The sequence below is a fragment of the Klebsiella sp. 141240 genome (assembly GCF_050600805.1).
GTDB lineage: Bacteria > Pseudomonadota > Gammaproteobacteria > Enterobacterales > Enterobacteriaceae > Klebsiella > Klebsiella aerogenes.
The window spans coordinates 358,476-375,909 of record NZ_JAQIRK010000001.1; the positions used below are offsets into that span (position 1 = coordinate 358,476).

Annotated in this window: 13 protein-coding genes, 1 tRNA gene and 1 pseudogene; 10 read left to right on the forward strand and 5 right to left on the reverse strand. The window is 56.5% G+C overall.

All coding sequences use genetic code 11. The features are described from left to right. Window positions 1-38: 38 nt before the first annotated feature. From mutY to PGQ95_RS01725, 4 genes are all read left to right on the forward strand, one after another. Window positions 39-1,097 (forward strand): A/G-specific adenine glycosylase, encoded by a 1,059-nt coding sequence (gene mutY / locus PGQ95_RS01710; protein ID WP_113373044.1) that lies wholly within the window; start codon window positions 39-41, stop codon window positions 1,095-1,097. A 28-nt stretch (window positions 1,098-1,125) separates the two neighbouring features. Next, window positions 1,126-1,401: an oxidative damage protection protein gene (locus tag PGQ95_RS01715; protein WP_045392090.1), complete on the forward strand. Its 276-nt coding sequence runs from the start codon at window positions 1,126-1,128 to the stop codon at window positions 1,399-1,401. A 48-nt stretch (window positions 1,402-1,449) separates the two neighbouring features. After that, window positions 1,450-2,532, forward strand: a complete 1,083-nt coding sequence (gene mltC, locus PGQ95_RS01720) for a membrane-bound lytic murein transglycosylase MltC (protein ID WP_015369719.1) — start codon at window positions 1,450-1,452, stop codon at window positions 2,530-2,532. Between the two features lie 186 nt (window positions 2,533-2,718). Further along, window positions 2,719-3,972 carry a nucleoside permease gene (locus tag PGQ95_RS01725; RefSeq protein WP_045392094.1) on the forward strand — a complete coding sequence of 418 codons (1,254 nt, stop codon included), beginning with the start codon at window positions 2,719-2,721 and terminating at the stop codon, window positions 3,970-3,972. 44 nt (window positions 3,973-4,016) lie between these two features. On the opposite strand, the gene PGQ95_RS01730 is transcribed toward PGQ95_RS01725, so the two are convergent. Beyond that, entirely contained in the window at window positions 4,017-6,155 is a 2,139-nt protein-coding gene (locus PGQ95_RS01730; RefSeq protein WP_430916807.1) for an ornithine decarboxylase, read from the reverse strand. 419 nt (window positions 6,156-6,574) lie between these two features. On the opposite strand from PGQ95_RS01730, the gene PGQ95_RS01735 reads away from it, so the two are divergent. Both PGQ95_RS01735 and PGQ95_RS01740 read left to right on the forward strand, forming a co-directional pair. Beyond that, complete coding sequence (locus PGQ95_RS01735; protein ID WP_045379610.1) at window positions 6,575-7,288, forward strand: DUF554 domain-containing protein; 714 nt, start codon at window positions 6,575-6,577, stop codon at window positions 7,286-7,288. A 105-nt stretch (window positions 7,289-7,393) separates the two neighbouring features. Continuing rightward, a tRNA-Phe gene (locus tag PGQ95_RS01740) sits at window positions 7,394-7,469 on the forward strand. Window positions 7,470-7,563: 94 nt separating this feature from the next. Here the strand turns inward: PGQ95_RS01740 and PGQ95_RS01745 are convergent. The 4 genes and pseudogenes from PGQ95_RS01745 to PGQ95_RS01760 form a co-directional block, all read right to left on the reverse strand. Then, on the reverse strand, window positions 7,564-8,508 hold the full coding sequence (locus tag PGQ95_RS01745; protein WP_113373046.1) for a transcriptional regulator: 945 nt from the start codon (window positions 8,506-8,508) through the stop codon (window positions 7,564-7,566). Window positions 8,509-8,528: 20 nt separating this feature from the next. Further along, the gene (locus PGQ95_RS01750) at window positions 8,529-9,011 is read right to left on the reverse strand and encodes an Hcp family type VI secretion system effector (protein ID WP_015369713.1); all 483 of its coding nucleotides are present in this window, start codon (window positions 9,009-9,011) and stop codon (window positions 8,529-8,531) included. Between the two features lie 115 nt (window positions 9,012-9,126). Then, window positions 9,127-9,408 (reverse strand): annotated as a pseudogene (locus PGQ95_RS01755) (YhcH/YjgK/YiaL family protein); the annotation flags it as partial. 581 nt (window positions 9,409-9,989) lie between these two features. Then, a complete protein-coding gene (locus PGQ95_RS01760; protein ID WP_113373050.1) occupies window positions 9,990-10,157 on the reverse strand; it encodes a hypothetical protein in 168 nt (55 codons plus the stop codon). A gap of 53 nt (window positions 10,158-10,210) precedes the next feature. On the opposite strand from PGQ95_RS01760, the gene iroB reads away from it, so the two are divergent. From iroB to PGQ95_RS01780, 4 genes are all read left to right on the forward strand, one after another. Then, window positions 10,211-11,326: a salmochelin biosynthesis C-glycosyltransferase IroB gene (gene iroB / locus PGQ95_RS01765; RefSeq protein ID WP_113373051.1), complete on the forward strand. Its 1,116-nt coding sequence runs from the start codon at window positions 10,211-10,213 to the stop codon at window positions 11,324-11,326. 46 nt (window positions 11,327-11,372) lie between these two features. Next, entirely contained in the window at window positions 11,373-15,041 is a 3,669-nt protein-coding gene (gene iroC / locus PGQ95_RS01770; protein ID WP_395226640.1) for a salmochelin/enterobactin export ABC transporter IroC, read from the forward strand. A 103-nt stretch (window positions 15,042-15,144) separates the two neighbouring features. Beyond that, window positions 15,145-16,383, forward strand: a complete 1,239-nt coding sequence (locus PGQ95_RS01775) for an alpha/beta hydrolase-fold protein (RefSeq protein WP_395226641.1) — start codon at window positions 15,145-15,147, stop codon at window positions 16,381-16,383. A gap of 83 nt (window positions 16,384-16,466) precedes the next feature. Then, window positions 16,467-17,399, forward strand: a complete 933-nt coding sequence (locus tag PGQ95_RS01780) for an alpha/beta hydrolase (protein WP_047039362.1) — start codon at window positions 16,467-16,469, stop codon at window positions 17,397-17,399. The last annotated feature ends 35 nt before the right edge of the window (window positions 17,400-17,434 follow it).

A 17,434-nucleotide genomic window follows, 5' to 3' on the forward strand; every position in this document is an offset into this window, starting at 1 on the left:
ATCTGCCACCCTGTAATCGCGATTCCGGAGCCGTAGCTTTGACTTTTCTCGCCGCGCAATTTTCAGCCCAGGTCCTGGACTGGTACGACAAATACGGCCGTAAAACCCTGCCCTGGCAAATCGCCAAGACGCCCTACAAAGTATGGCTCTCCGAAGTGATGTTGCAACAAACCCAGGTCACCACGGTTATTCCCTATTTTGAACGCTTTATGGCGCATTTCCCAACGGTTGTTGATTTAGCCAACGCCCCGCTGGATGAAGTGCTGCATCTGTGGACCGGCCTTGGCTACTACGCGCGGGCGCGCAATTTACATAAAGCCGCGCAGCAGGTCGCCACGCAACACGGCGGCGAGTTCCCGCAAACCTTTGAAGAGGTGGCCGCGCTTCCCGGCGTCGGGCGCTCGACGGCGGGGGCGATTTTATCCCTTTCGCTCGGTCAGCATTATCCGATTCTCGACGGCAACGTGAAGCGGGTACTCGCCCGCTGCTATGCTGTGAGCGGCTGGCCGGGGAAAAAAGAGGTGGAAAAACGGCTGTGGGAAATAAGCGAAGAGGTGACGCCGGCGCAGGGCGTAGAACGCTTCAACCAGGCGATGATGGATCTCGGCGCCATGGTTTGTACCCGCTCGAAGCCGAAGTGCGAACTGTGCCCGCTGAGTAACGGCTGCGTGGCCTACGCTAACCATTCATGGGCGGAATATCCGGGGAAAAAACCGAAGCAGACCATTCCGGAGCGCACCGGCTACTTCCTGCTGATGCAGCACGGCGACGAGGTGTTTCTTTCCCAACGTCCGCCGGTGGGTTTATGGGGCGGATTGTTCTGTTTTCCGCAGTTTGAGGATGAAGCCGGGCTGCGCGAGTGGCTGGCGCAACGTCAGATAAAGGCCGATAATCTGACGCAATTAACCGCCTTCCGCCACACTTTCAGCCATTTCCACCTGGATATTGTGCCGATGTGGCTTACAGTGCACTCATCTGGCGCATGCATGGATGAAGGTAACGCACTCTGGTATAACTTAGCGCAGCCGCCATCGGTCGGACTGGCGGCCCCCGTGGAGCGCTTGTTGCAACAGTTGAAAGCCGGAACGCCGGTCTAGTTTTTTCGGCTATAAAAGAGGATTGATTATGAGCAGAACGATTTTTTGTACTTTCTTGCAGCGTGAAGCGGATGGCCAGGATTTCCAGCTCTATCCGGGCGAGCTCGGTAAGCGCATTTACAACGAAATCTCCAAAGAGGCCTGGGCGCAGTGGCAGCATAAGCAGACCATGCTGATCAACGAGAAAAAACTCAGCATGATGAACCCGGAGCACCGCAAGCTGCTGGAACAGGAGATGGTGCAGTTCCTGTTTGAAGGGAAAGACGTTCACATCGAAGGCTACACGCCGCCGGAACAACAGTAAGGGCCTCACGGCCTTTACCAAACAAACACAACACGCACTCCCGGAATGATGAAAAAATACTTAGCGCTCGCGCTGATTGCGCCACTGCTCGTGTCCTGTTCCAGTTCCAATAAAAAAGGCGCCGAATATAACGAGGCCTGGGTCAAGGACACTAACGGATTCGATATCCTGATGGGCCAGTTTGCCCATAACATCGAGAACATTTGGGGGTATAACGAAGTTCTGCTCGCCGGGCCGAAGGACTACGTAAAATATACCGACCAGTATCAAACCCGCAGCCACATCAACTTTGATGCCGGTACGATTACCGTCGAGACCATCGCCGGGACCGATCCGCAAGGACGGTTACGCCAGGCGATTATCAAAACCCTGTTGATGGGCGATGACCCCAACTCTATCGACCTCTATTCCGATGTCGATGATATTCAGATTTCCAAAGAACCGTTCCTCTACGGCCAGGTCGTTGATAACACAGGTGAATCCATCCGCTGGGAGTGGCGCGCCGCGCGCTATGCCGATTATCTGCTGCAAACCCGCCTGAAGAGCCGCAGCAATGGCCTGCGCGTGGTCTATAGCATCACCATCAACCTGGTGCCGAACCACCTCGATAAACGTGCGCATAAATATCTCGGCATGGTGCGCCAGGCCTCGCGTAAATACGGCGTTGATGAGTCGCTGATCCTTGCGATAATGCAGACAGAGTCGTCGTTTAACCCCTATGCGGTGAGCCACGCGGATGCCATGGGGCTGATGCAGGTCGTACAGCACAGCGCGGGGAAAGACGTCTTCCGCTCGCAGGGCAAATCCGGCCTGCCGAGCCGCAGCTATCTGTTTGACCCGGCGAATAACATCGATACCGGTACCGCCTATCTGGCGATGCTGAACAACGTTTATCTCGCCGGCATCGATAACCCCACCTCGCGTCGCTACGCGGTGATCACCGCCTATAACGGCGGCGCCGGCAGCGTACTGCGCGTCTTCTCCAGCGATAAAGTCCAGGCGGCGAACATTATTAACAGCATGGCCCCAGGCGACGTCTACCAGACGCTCACCACCCGCCATCCGTCGGCGGAATCGCGCCGTTATCTGTATAAAGTTAACACCGCGCAGAAAAGCTATCGCCGTAAGTAGCCCCTCTCCCGCAGGCCCGGACATCGCACCGGGCCTCTCTTTTATACGACATACTTCGTAATATCTTTCGATTTTCTGCGGCAGTTAACAGAAGCCTGCAACCGCTGAATGATAGAATCGCATCAAAATAACGGTGGTTATGTTATTTAAAAAACATAACCAGCCCACATTCGTGAGGATAAATACATGAATCTTAAGCTGCAGTTAAAAATACTGTCGTTCCTGCAGTTCTGCCTTTGGGGGAGTTGGCTGACCACGCTCGGCTCGTACATGTTTGTTACGCTGAAGTTTGACGGCGCGGCCATCGGTGCGGTGTATAGCTCGCTCGGTATCGCCGCCGTCCTGATGCCAACGTTGCTCGGGATCGTCGCCGATAAATGGATCAGCGCCAAATGGGTGTATGCCATCTGCCACCTGGTCGGCGCATTAACGCTGTACCTCGCGGCGCAGGTCACCACGCCAGGCGAGATGTTCCTCGTGATCTTGCTTAACTCGCTGGCCTATATGCCGACGCTTGGCTTGATCAACACCATCTCCTACTACCGCCTGCAGTCGGCGGGGCTGGATATCGTGACCGATTTCCCGCCAATTCGTATCTGGGGCACCATCGGCTTTATCCTCGCCATGTGGGGCGTTAGCTTCTCGGGCTTCGAGCTTAGCCATATGCAGCTTTATATCGGCGCGACGCTGTCGGTCTTGCTGGCGCTGTTCACCCTGACGCTGCCGCATATTCCGGTCGCCAACGCCCAACGTAACCAGAGCTGGACCGAGATGCTCGGCCTGAACGCTTTTGCGCTGTTTAAAAACAAGCGTATGGCAATCTTCTTTATCTTTTCCATGATGCTCGGCGCCGAACTGCAAATCACTAATATGTTTGGCAACACCTTCCTGCACAGCTTCGATAAAGACCCGCTGTTCTCCGGTAGCTTTATCGTCGAGCACGCGTCGGTATTGATGTCGATTTCGCAGATCTCCGAAACGCTGTTTATCCTGACCATCCCGTTCTTCCTTAGCCGCTACGGCATTAAGAACGTGATGCTGATTAGTATCGTGGCGTGGATGCTGCGCTTCGGCCTGTTCGCCTTCGGCGACCCGACGCCGTTCGGTACCGTGCTGCTGGTACTGTCGATGATCGTCTACGGCTGCGCCTTCGATTTCTTCAACATCTCTGGTTCAGTGTTCGTTGAGAAAGAGGTACGTCCGGAAATCCGCGCCAGCGCCCAGGGAATGTTCCTGATGATGACCAACGGCTTCGGCTGTATCCTTGGTGGGATGGTGAGTGGCAAAGTTGTCGAGCACTTTACCGTTGAGGGGATCACTAACTGGCAAAGCGTGTGGCTGATTTTCGCCGCCTACTCGCTGGTGCTGGCCTTCGCTTTCGTGGCGCTGTTCAAGTATCAACACGTCAGACAGCCTGCCGCCACGCGCCAGAACGCCTGATTGGCAAAAGCAAAACGCCCCGCCTGTTCGGCGGGGCGTTTTTTTTATTTCTTCAGCACATACCCATACAACCGCTTAATACCATCGGTATCCGTTTCGCTATAAACCCCCTGCAGCTCCGGCGAAAAGCCCGGCAGCATATTGACTCCCTCTTCCAGCGCAAGGAAGTAGCGCAGCACCGCGCCTCCCCAGATCTCGCCCGGCACCACGCACAGCACGCCCGGCGGATACGGTAGCGCCCCTTCCGCCGCGATGCGGCCTTCGGCCTCGCACAGGCGCACCAGCTCAACGTTGCCGCGGATAAATTCGCGGTTGGCGTCCTGCGGGTTCATCACCACCGGCGGGAAACTCTGCTTGCGGAACATCGCCTTTTGCAGGTCTTTAACATCAAAACTGACGTACAGATCGTGCATTTCCTGACACAGCTGGCGAATGGTGTAATCGCGGTAGCGAACCGGGTATTTGTTGTAAATCGTCGGCAATACCTCAGCAAGCGGCGAGTCCGCTTCGATATGCTGTTCGAACTGGGCCAGCATCGCCACCAGTCGCGCCAGTTTCTCCGCGCTTTCCGCCGGCGTCAGCAGGAACAAAATCGAGTTGAGATCGCACTTCTCCGGCACGATGCCGTTTTCGCGCAGGTAGTGCGCCAGGATGGTCGCCGGGATGCCAAACTCGGTATAGTCTCCGCTATCGGCATCGATGCCCGGCGTGGTCAGCAGCAGCTTACACGGATCGACAAAGTATTGATTGTCAGCATAACCGCTAAAGCCGTGCCAGCTCGCGCCCGGTTCGAAGCTAAAGAAGCGACGTTCACTGGCGATAGTCGCCGTCGAATGCTCCTGCCACGGTTTCCCGCCGACCAGCGGCGGTACAAACGGCCGCAACAATTTACACTGCGCTAGTATCGCTTTACGCGCTTCGATACCCAGCTCAACGCACTCCGCCCACAGCCGCCGACCGCTCTCTCCTTCGTGGATTTTGGCATTCACATCGAGCGAGGCGAACAGCGGATAAAACGGACTGGTGGAAGCATGCAACATAAAGGCGTTATTCAGCCGCTTATGCGGGCAGAAACGCGCCTGGCCGCGCAGATGGTTATCTTTCTTGTGGATTTGTGAGGTCTGCGAAAAACCGGCCTGCTGCTTATGCACCGATTGCGTCACAAAAATGCCCGGATCGTTTTCATTGAGATCCAATAGCAGCGGCGAGCAGTCAGCCATCATCGGGATAAACTGCTCGTAACCGACCCACGCCGAGTCAAACAAAATGTAATCGCAGAGATGGCCGATTTTATCGACCACCTGACGCGCGTTATACACCGTGCCGTCATAGGTGCCCAGTTGGATCACCGCCAGACGGAACGGGCGCCGCGCGTCGGCTTTTTCCGGCGCCGCTTCGCGGATCAGCTCGCGCAGGTAGGTTTCATCAAAGCAGTGGTCGTCGATGCCGCCGATAAAGCCGAACGGGTTACGCGCGGCTTCCAGATAGACCGGCGTCGCCCCGGCCTGGATCAGCGCGCCATGGTGGTTTGATTTATGGTTATTGCGATCGAACAGTACCAGATCGCCGCGGGTCAGCAGCGCATTGGTCACGACCTTGTTCGCCGCGGAAGTGCCGTTAAGCACGAAGTAGGTTTTATCGGCATTGAAGACTTTTGCCGCAAATTTCTGCGCGTGCTTCGCCGAACCTTCATGGATCAGCAGATCGCCGAGCTTGACGTCGGCGTTGCACATGTCGGCGCGAAAAACGTTCTCGCCGAAAAACTCGTAGAACTGGCGGCCTGCGGGATGCTTTTTAAAGAACGCGCCATGCTGATGGCCGGGACAGGCGAAAGTGCTGTTGTCCATCTCAACGTACTGGCTAAGCGTATTAAAAAACGGCGGCAGCAGTTTCTCTTCATAGCCGCAGGCGGCCGCTTCCAGCTCCAGCCACTCCTGCTCTTTGCCGCTAATCACCGCGATGACCCCTTCCGGCTTATCCGTTTGCGTTTCGCTAAACAGATAGACCGGCAGATTGAATCCGCTGCGCTTGAGCAAGGCCAGGATACCGCTGCGGCTATCCGCCGCGGTGATGACGACCGCTGCCGCATCGGTAAAATCAGTGCTGTCCAGCGCCACAACCTGGCGATGGGTGGACAGACGGGAGACCAGCTCGCAGCTGGCGGCAATGTGCATAGATTTCATAAGCGCAAATGCCCGTATCGGGAGTGTAAAAATCTCAGGCAAAGGTGGAGCCTTGCCCAACGATGTGTCCGGGTCTGACGGAATTCAGCTCCGACCGCCGGACATCAGTAAAAGCAGACGCGTCCGATCTTACTGTTGTCCTACAGTGAGCATACGTGGCCTTCACCGCATGGTGAACAGGGGGAGTAAGGAACGAGGCAAACCGCGCAGCAGTACGCAGCGGCAACGGCGATGTAATGGCGATGTCGTCATCCCGGCGGCCTCAGGGTAAAGAGGTGAAAATCCGCGCAATCATGGCACCTTTCCGAAAGTGGCGCAAGATGAAATCCATATGCATTCTCCCCACGTATCCGCAAGCCTTAGCGGCGAAACAACGTCATAATAATGCGGACATCAGGAATAATTAACAGGAGTTTACTTTGGTTATAGGGCCATTTATTAACGCCAGCGCGGTGCTTGTCGGCGGCGTACTGGGCGCGCTGCTGAGCCAACGATTGCCGGAACGGATCCGCACCTCGATGACCTCGATTTTTGGGCTGGCATCACTGGGGATTGGTATTTTACTGGTCATCAAGTGCGCCAACCTGCCGGTGATGGTGCTGGCGACGCTGGTCGGCGCGCTGCTCGGCGAAGTGTGTAATATGGAGAAAGGCATCAATACTCTGGTGAGCAAACTCCAGCAACTATTGTCGCCAAAGGGCAGGAAAAAGGCCTCGGCCCACGAGTCTTATATTCAGAGCTACGTGGCGATCATCGTGCTATTTTGCGCCAGCGGTACGGGCGTTTTTGGCGCCATGCGCGAAGGAATGACCGGCGACGCCAGCATCCTTATCGCCAAAGCGTTTCTCGACTTTTTCACCGCTACTATTTTCGCCTGCACCCTGGGGCTGGCGGTGTCGGCAATCTCGGTGCCGATGCTGCTGATTCAGCTGAGTCTGGCGGCCTGCGCCTCGCTTATCATGCCGCTGACCACGCCGATGATGATGGCCGACTTCAGCGCCGTCGGCGGTATGCTGCTGGTGGCGACCGGCCTGCGTATCTGCGGAATTAAGATGTTCGCGGTGGTCAATATGCTCCCCGCCCTGCTACTGGCAATGCCGATTTCGGTCGCGTGGACGGCCTTTTTTGCCTGACGACGCGTGCTTTTACGGCAAAGTGGTGATAGATTGTGCAGTCTACTGCGAAATTTATAAATTTCGTTGACGAGGCGCGGTGAATCAGGTTTAATGCGCCCCGTTGCCCGGATAGCTCAGTCGGTAGAGCAGGGGATTGAAAATCCCCGTGTCCTTGGTTCGATTCCGAGTCCGGGCACCACTATTTAAAGAACCCGCCCAAAAGGCGGGTTTTTGCTTTTCTGCGGCCGGACTCTCCATCGAACGTCGTCCCCTTCGCCGCCAACATAACCGCGTTAAAGCTGATGAACGACCTGCTGCAGAATGCCCATGTTAGACTGGTCCAATACCCGTTCATCCCAACCCATTTCTGAGCTCGAAACCGCAACACTCCAGGCTGAATTTGTACCCTTCGGCAGAATTTTGGCTCTGATTTCGTGGTTTACGGTAACAAAGTCCTGAGTGACCAAACGTTGAATAGGGGCCAGGTTTGCATGTACTACCTGACTTCCTGAACCGACACCAAAACGTAACGGATGTGACCTCATTTCATTGTTGAGCGCCGTTTCTGCTTTTGTCTTATCCGAATAGACTTTGTTGTTGAGGCCCTGGAAGAAATCATTCAGCTTGTTTCTTAGCTTGGCGATAGACTTGATGGTTTCGAGGAAATCTTTATTCGTCGCAACCTGAACATCGGAAAAATTATTACGGAGCAACGCCATCGCGCCAGCGGCCAGGCCGGTCGCGCCGACAGAAGATAACGCATAACGCGCTGCTATACCCGAAAGCGACGAACCCGCCTGCGAGGCGGCGATGGCGGCTGTACCTGCGCCAAAAGAAGCGAGCCCGCCAATGCCTGCCAGTATTTTACCGGCTACATCATAATAGCTTTTAGTCTGATCCCGGTAGACGTTACCGCCGTAACCATACATATGCGCAGGCGTTGTTCTGAAGCGATCAAAAAACGCGGCATGATTGCTCATGGTAGCAGTACGACGACTGGCCCCCGTCAGAGATTCCAGTTCGTATTCTTCGTCGCGTTGTCTTCTGGCAGGCTCTTTACTGGCAGAAAGCAACCGCTCATAGGTATCCATAATCGTGCGATCCGGAGCGTTCTCAAACTGACTCAATGTTCCTTTATCCAGTTCATTGACGAATGAAATAATAATATCCAGCTGCTCCGCGTCAAACCGGGAATGATCGGAGAGAACCGCATTTATCTCGGAGGTAATATCTGGCATTGCAGGCGCTCCAGCGTCGATTAAATTTCTTTATTCTGTTTGATATCCCAACCCGATTTAGTTTCTGCGCCTTTGGTCCCTTGAGAAGACTGCTCCCAATAATGCAGATTAACTTTAGATGCCTGAAACAGGTAATTCACCATAATAGTGTCGGTATGACCCACACCGCTAAAACTGGTTTTCGTCACCAGAACATCTTCAAGAACAACACGCGAATACTCAATTTGCGAGCCGCCGGCTTTGCAAATTGATAGTTCGACTTTAGCGACATGTTTACCGCTAGCGCAAAACTTGAGAACTGCCGGCGTTGCTTTATCTATCAATGCTTGTACCGAAAGGTCCTGAAAATTAACTTTACCCGCTCCGCCACCGCCGCCAACGCTCATATTCCCAGGCTGCTCAGCCGCCCAGCTAAATGACAAAACATCTATCCAATTTTTATGATTTGAGTCGTTAGATTCACCGGTTACCCCATCAACCTTCAGATACATATCAATAGCCATAACAGTCCCTATATTGCATGTTTTAAGAAAAGGAGCCCCCTAATAAGCTAGTTTAAATTTTGCAGATTTAAATGAAGAACACATTACACAAACAAAACCAGGAATAATCTCAGCATCAGTATTCGTTTTGCAAAAGGCTAACATTAACCTTAACGACTACCTTTTTAATCTCCTGCGGCAATGTCGTAATACATCCAGGTTTATGCGGCTCACCAGGCATAAATATCACGAAATTACCAGGCCGTAGCGTAATGGCCTGCTGATTTTCAATCGCATTACACAACTGATAATCCTCTTCAACGTGTATCGCTTCGCACTGCTGTGCACAATTTACCATTCCCCACAGAATACGTTCTTCACCGCTTAGCAACAGTTGAATATCGATATATTGCGCATGCTGTTGCCGATAGTTTCCTGGGTGTCATCTGACGAGTGATCGAACGCGCTCATAAGTATCGTTTAACCTGGAAAAAAGAGAAAAAGTTTCGCTTTTTCATCATATCACAAATCCTACACGGGTAATGAAGAGCGGTAAGCAGCCGCTTTCCGGAATAAAAAAACAACCAATTGGCCTTTGTTCCTGCAGAACAACATCACTTACTGGAACCCATCGCCCCTCCTGAAAAGCTCACCTGCGATTTGTCCTATAAACGTTTACCCGTTCCATTAAGTTTTTACTTATCATTGCAATTTGCAAATGATATTGGTAATTATTCTCATTAGCATTTGCATTGGTGATTTATTTGGCAAGGTATACCGAGGCCGTAAGGGAACGAGCATCGTCTGAACAACGGCGCTTTGTCCCTTACCGACCCGCGAAGGCGACGCTATCAGGATGATGCGACACGGTGTCTTCAGGAATTACGGACATCGCCCAGCGCGTTGACCGGCCTCTCATCCGGCAAATGCGGCCTTACAAGCCGCCGTGGCAGTGCGGCGGGGCGTCAGACCGTTCATCAGGACAATGACGCGCAAGCGTTAATGGAAGTCGGGACAGGGAATTCCCGATTCGTCAGCGCGCGCTACGGATTCACCGCCTGCGATAGGGTCGCCGGCGTTGCCGTGCGCCGCGCTGGCGAAACTAAAAAATGGCGCAGCGCCAGGCACAGCCGGGTTAACGATAGTTAACTTCGCGCTGGCCGGCATATTGACTGCGTCGACTTCCTGAATTAGTTCGTCAAGCGGAGAGGGATTTTCTCATGCGTATTCTGTTTGTTGGCCCGCCACTCTATGGGCTGCTGTATCCGGTGCTGTCTTTGGCGCAGGCATTTCGCGTTAACGGTCATGAAGTGCTTATCGCCAGTAGCGGTAAATTCGCCCAAAAGGCGGCCGAGGCAGGGCTGGTGGTGTTCGATGCCGCGCCCGGCTTCGATTCGGAGGCCGATTATCGCCGTCGCGAGGCGCAGCGAAAGGAAAGTAACATCGGCACTAAAATGGGCAACTTCTCGTTCTTCAGCGAAGAGATGGCCGACCAACTGGTGGAGTTTGCCGGACACTGGCGGCCCGACCTTATCGTCTATCCTCCCCTCGGGGTCGTCGGGCCGCTGATCGCCGCCAAATACGATATCCCGGTAGTCATGCAAACCGTCGGCTTCGGCCACACCCCCTGGCATATCAAAGGTGTAACGCGCTCGCTCGCTGACGCCTACCGCCGCCACGGCGTCGAAGCTCCGCCGCAGGATATGGCGTGGATCGACGTGACGCCGCCGAGTATGAGTATCCTGCAAAACGATGGCGAACCGATCATTCCCATGCAATACGTGCCGTATAACGGCGGTGCGGTTTGGGAGGAATGGTGGGAACGCACGCCCGATCGCAAAAGGCTACTGGTCAGCCTGGGCACCGTCAAACCGATGGTCGATGGCCTCGATCTGATCTCCTGGGTGATGGATTCCGCCAGTGAAGTCGATGCCGAGATCATTCTGCATCTCTCAGCCAATGCGCGCTCCGATCTACGCGCGTTACCGTCAAACGTTCGCCTGGTTGACTGGATCCCGATGGGCGCCTTCCTCAACGGTGCCGATGGTTTTATCCATCACGGCGGCGCTGGCAACACCCTGACGGCGCTGCACGCGGGTATTCCACAGATCGTTTTCGGCCAGGGGGCCGATCGCCCAGTAAACGCCCGCGCGGTAGTCGATCGCGGCTGCGGGATCATCCCCGGCGACGGAGGTCTGTCGAGCAGCATGATCAATGCTTTCCTCGACGATCGCGCATTACGTACGGCCTCTGAAGAGGTGGCGGCGGAAATGGCGGCGCAGGCCTGCCCAACCGAGGTGGCGAAAGAACTGGCCGCCATGGCGCAAAAAAGGTAATGGCCGCCGTGGCGGATTTCATCTTTAAATTGACGGAGGAGGCTTAATGCCTGCGACTCACTCTCCCACACCCGCGCGGTCATGGATAATCCGCCTTGCGCGCGTGTGCTGGGAACGTAAGAAACTTAGCGCCATCGTAGTGGTGGCGTCGGTGTCGACCATTCTGCTGGCCGCGCTGACGCCGCTACTGACACGACAGGCGGTAAATGATGCGCTGGCGGGAAATCCTACCCACCTGCCGTGGCTGGCCTGCGGGCTGCTACTGATCGCCTTTTTGGATTTCATCGGTAACTATGTACGACGCGGCTATGCTGGCGAGCTATCGCTGTGGGTGCAGCACACCCTGCGAGGACGAGCGTTCGACAGCATTCAAAAGCTCGATGGCGCAGGCCAGGACGCGCTGCGTACCGGACAGGTGATTTCACGGACCAATAGCGATCTGCAGCAGATGCATACCCTATTGCAGATGGCTCCGGTACCGCTGGCGGTATTCACCTACTACATCGCCGGTATTGCCGTGATGCTGTGGATGTCGCCGGCCATGACGCTAATCGTGGTCTGCGTGCTGGCGTGTCTTGCCATTACCGCGCTGCGCGCCCGTCGCCGGGTATTCGCACAGACGGGGCTAGCTTCAGACCGGCTGGCGAATCTGACCGAGCACATGCGCGAAGTTCTGGCGCAGATCTCGGTGGTGAAATCCTGCGTGGCGGAACTGCGCGAAACGCGCTGGCTGGATCGTCAGTCGCGGCAGATGGTGCGCGTGCGCATCGGCGCGGCCATCTCGCAGGCGATGCCTGGCGCTACCATGCTGGCGCTGCCGGTGCTCGGGCAAATCGTTCTACTGTGCTATGGCGGCTGGTCAGTGATGCACGGGCGAATTGACCTCGGGACCTTCGTGGCCTTTGCCAGTTTCCTCGCTATGTTGACCGGACCCACCCGCGTGCTGGCGTCGTTCCTGGTGATCGCCCAACGTACCCAGGCATCCGTAGAACGGGTATTCGCTCTGATCGACACCCGTTCGCAAATGGTTGACGGTAGCGAAGCGCTCAATGGTCGCGTTATTGGCCTGCAGCTAGAAAAAGTGAACTTCGGTTATGGCGGCGGCAGCCGTATCCTGAGCGACGTTTCCTTCTCCCTACAGGCGGGTGAAACGCTGGCGGTCGTCGGCGCGTCGGGATCCGGTAAATCGACGCTGCTAATGCTGCTGGCGCGCTTTTACGATCCCAGCGCTGGCGATATTTGGCTAAACACCAGCGCCGGTCGGCAGAACCTTCGCGATCTCAAGCTTGAGACGTTGCGCCGTCAGGTGGGGGTGGTATTTGAAGACGCCTTTCTGTTTGCCGGAACGGTCGCGGAAAATATCGCCTACGGCCACCCGCAGGCGACGATGGAAGATATTCGCCGCGCGGCGGCGGCGGCAGGCGCCAGCGAGTTTATCAATGCCTTACCGAAAGGCTTCGATACCCGCCTAACCGAGCGCGGCACTAACCTCTCCGGTGGACAACGGCAACGCATCGCGCTGGCGCGGGCGCTGATTACCGCACCGGAACTGTTGATCCTCGATGACACCACATCGGCGGTAGATGCCGGTACCGAAGCGGAGATCAATGCCGCGCTGGGTCGTTACGCCGATGACCAGCACATGCTGCTGGTGATTGCCCGCCGCCGGGCGACGCTGCGGTTGGCCAGTCGAATCGTGGTGTTGGATAAAGGGCAAGTGGTGGACATCGGCAGCCAGGCTGAACTTGAGTCTCGCTGCCCGGCGTTCCGTGCGCTGATGACCGGCGACGGGGATTTCCTCGAACCTGGCGCCGGCGGCTGCCGCGATCTTTGGCCAACAACGCCAGTGATGCAGAACGAGGAGCCGCAAGCGTTGCCGGAAGTTGACGGCAACGGTTTTGTCGCCCGCATGACCCACGTGCCGGAACAGGCGGTTCAACAGGCGCTGGCCGGAGAGGGACGTAGATTGACCTCGCTGCTGCGGCCGGTGGCGTGGATGTTCATCATCGCCGCCCTGCTGATCGCGCTGGATTCTGCCGCTGGCGTCGGCGTGTTAATACTGCTGCAGCGCGGTATTGACTCGGGGGTTGCCGCAGGCGATATGGCGACTATCGGCATCTGCGCCCTGTTCGCCCTGTGCCTGGTGGTCATAAGCTGGTGTTGTTATTCACTACAAACCATCTTCGCCGCCAGAGCGGCGGAGTCGGTTCAACATACGGTACGCTTGCGCAGCTTCGGCCATATGCTGCGTCTTGCCCTCCCCTGGCATGAAAAGCACGTTGATTCACGCCTGACCCGGATGACCGTCGATGTCGACTCCCTCGCCCGCTTTCTGCAAAACGGCCTTGCCGGCGCGGCCACCAGCCTGGTCACGATGTTCGCCATCGCCGCGGCCATGTTCTGGCTCGACCCCATTCTGGCGTTGACGGCCTTAAGCGCAGTGCCGATAGTCGCGCTGGCGACCTGGGTTTATCGTCGCCTGAGCTCTCCAGCCTATGCCCAGGCGCGCCTTGAAATCGGCAAGGTGAATAGCACTCTGCAGGAGAAAGTCTCCGGCCTGCGCGTCGTGCAATCCCATGGTCAACAGGAGCAAGAGGCCGCCCGGCTGCGCGCATTATCGGATCGCTTCCGCGCCACCCGTGTACGCGCGCAGAAATATCTTGCGGTCTACTTCCCCTTCCTGACCTTCTGTACCGAGGCCTCCTATGCCGCCGTGCTTCTGGTTGGCGCATCGAGGGTGGCCGAAGGCGAAATGACCGCCGGGGTGCTGGCGGCATTCTTCCTGTTGCTGGGGCAGTTTTATGGCCCGGTACAGCAATTATCCGGGATTGTGGATTCCTTCCAGCAGGCGACGGCCAGCGGTAAACATATTGATGAACTGTTGGCGACCGAAGAGACAGAAAACGTCACTCCTTCCTCCACCCAGCCAGCCACGGGTGCATTACAGCTTGATGAAGTTACGTACCGTTATCCCGGCAGCGCTGAGCCAGCGCTGGACAAGCTCACCCTGACCATCCCCGAGGGCAGTGTCGTGGCGGTCGTTGGCCGCAGCGGCGCCGGGAAGTCGACATTGATTAAACTTATCGCCGGACTCTATTCGCCCACCAGCGGGACGATCGGCATTGGGGAACGACAGATGACGGCGACAACCCTTGCCGATTACCGCCGTCAGATCGGGCTGGTCGATCAAGATGTTGCGCTCTTTAGCGGCGATATTGCGGAGAATATACGTTATTCGCGGCCATCCAGCAGCAATGCCGAAGTTGAGATCGCTTCACGGCAGGCAGGCCTGTTTGAGCTGGTACGTCAGCTCCCGCAAGGTTTCCGCACGCCAGTCAATAACGGCGGCGCGGATTTATCCGCCGGACAACGTCAGTTGATTGCGCTGGCTCGCGCCCAGTTGGCGAATGCCCACGTCCTGCTGCTCGATGAAGCCACATCGCGCCTGGATCGCCGCGCGGAAGAGCGCCTCATGTCTTCGTTAACCGAAGTCGCCCGTGCCAGAAAGCGCCTGGCGCTAATCGTGGCGCACCGCCTGACCACCGCCCAGCGCTGCGATCTGATCGCCGTTGTCGATAAAGGGCGGCTCGCAGAATACGGTACCCACGAGCAATTACTTGCGGCGAACGGCCTCTATGCCCGCTTATGGCGCGATAGCGTCGGCCCGGCAGATGCACGCAACCAACACGACATAACGGGAGAAATCGTGGGATAGTGATGGTAAGAGTTAGACCTTAATCAACACGTCTAAAGCGGCTGTTCGCAGAACAGCCGCTTTAGCTATTTTTACTGGTAGCATGATTTTTCAAAGAGATAGAATGTTCAATATCAATCCACATCCGCCGTTTTCAGCGGCTATCGCCGGCCTGCGCCGCCAGTTGGCTACCGGCAACATTACCGATCTTTCTCATTTCTGGCAGCAGGCCGCATCGCTGCCGGTACCGCTAGTAACAACGGTGGACGGCGCAGCCGATGAACGTGAAGTCACTTTTTTGTGGCGCTCCCGCCATCCGCTCAGAGGCGTTTATCTGCGATTAAACCGGGTAACCGACAAAGAACAGGTGGCAAAAGGGCTGATGACCCAGATTCCCGCAACGGATATCTGGACCCTGACGCTGCGCCTGCCGGCCAGCTATTGCGGTTCTTATTCACTGGTGGAGATCCCGCCAGGCACGCCGGAAGAGGTTGTTAATCAGCTTGGGAGCCGCTTTGCCACACTCACCGGACAGGCCGATCCGCTCAATAAGACGCCGGGGATCGCTATTCGCGACGGCGTGCGGGAGTCGGTGCTGGCGCTTGATAACGCCCCCGCTCAATCCGAATGGCGCGGAGGCCGCCACGCCGGCACCTTGCTGTCCTCAGAACGGATCGTTGCCGGGCAATCACGGCAGGTGCGCCTGTACCTGCCCGCGGTTGATAAGTCGCAGCCGTTGGGGCTGGTGGTGCTGCCCGATGGCGAAACCTGGTTCGATCATCTTGGGGTGTGCGCAGCCATCGACGCCGCGATCGATAGCCGCCGCATTGTTCCCGTGGCGCTGCTGGGTATCGACAATATCGATGAGCGCGAGCGCACCACGATACTCGGCGGGCGCAGCGAACTGATACGGGACGTCGCGGAACATCTCCTGCCGGCCATTCGCCGCGAACAGCCGCGACAAAAATGGGCGGATCGCTCACGCACCGTCCTGGCCGGGCAGAGCCTCGGCGGCGTCAGCGCGCTGATGGCCGCCCGCCATGCGCCGGAAACTTTCGGTCTGGTGCTCAGCCATTCGCCTTCCATGTGGTGGACGCCAGATGGCGGCAGTCGCCCCCATTTATTTAGCGCAACCGATACTTCTTGGGTCAGCGAACATGTGTTGTCTGCGCCGCCGCGTACTGTCCGTATCCGCCTGTGTGTGGGCTCACTGGAAGGTTCGACGGTGCCTCACGTCCAGCGGCTTCATCAGCAGCTACAGGCGTCCGGCGTTGATAGTCATTGCGCCATTTACACCGGCGGGCACGACTACGCCTGGTGGCGCGGCGCCTTGCTTGATGGGCTCGGCTTACTGCAGGGTTGACTTGACCAGCAAGCGCTTTCAGGCAACTGTATGTGCTTTCTGAATAACGAAAATTTCACCTGCGGAAAAGGAATAATCATCAGATGTATGCCCGCGAGTCTCGCTCTACGCGCCCGCGCAAGGCGCTTTTTGCCGTTCTTTCTTGCCTCACCCTCAGCTATAGCGCTTCAGGCTTAGCAAAACCGGATATGCAGCCGTTGGGGCCCAATATCGCCGATAAGGGTTCAGCGTTTTACCACTTCAGCGTCAATCAGTTCGATTCCGCCGACGGCGCTCGCCACTATCGGGTATGGACGGCCATACCGAATAAAGCCGCGCCACCAACGGGCTATCCCGTGCTATATATGCTTGATGGTAATGCGGTAATGGATCGCCTGTCTGACGAACTACTCAAGCAGCTGGCGGCGCAATCGCCGCCGGTGATCGTCGCGGTCGGTTATCAGACCAACCTGCCATTCGATCTTAACGGCCGGGCCTACGACTATACGCCGGCAGTCAGAAAGAATAATGAAACATATGTTGGCCGCAAAAGCGGCGGCAGTGAAGACTTCCGTCAATTACTGGAAACGCGTATAGCCGCTAAGGCGGAGCAAGGGCTGAAAATCAACCCACAGCGCCGCGGCCTGTGGGGCCACTCATACGGCGGCCTGTTCGCGCTCGACTCCTGGCTTTCGTCCTCGTTCTTCCATTCATATTACAGCGCCAGTCCTTCGCTTGGCCGGGACAACTTTGCCCTGCTGAACCGAATCACGGCGGTCGAGCCCGCATCATATTGCGCCAAAAGCCTGGCCATTATGGAGGGTTCGGCGACGCCGGGTGATAACCGGGCAACACACGCCGCTGAAGTGCTAACTAAAGTACATGCCACCCTCGCCACGCTGAAAGAGAAAGGGGTTAATGCCGCCTTTTGGGATTTCCCTGGCCTGGGGCACGGGCCGATGTTTAACGCCTCATTCCACAGCGCGCTGCTGGATATGAGTCGCGAAAAAGCGTCCAACCAGCATAGTTGTCCTTAACCCAGCGTTGATACTGCCCGCGCGGTTGCGGGCAG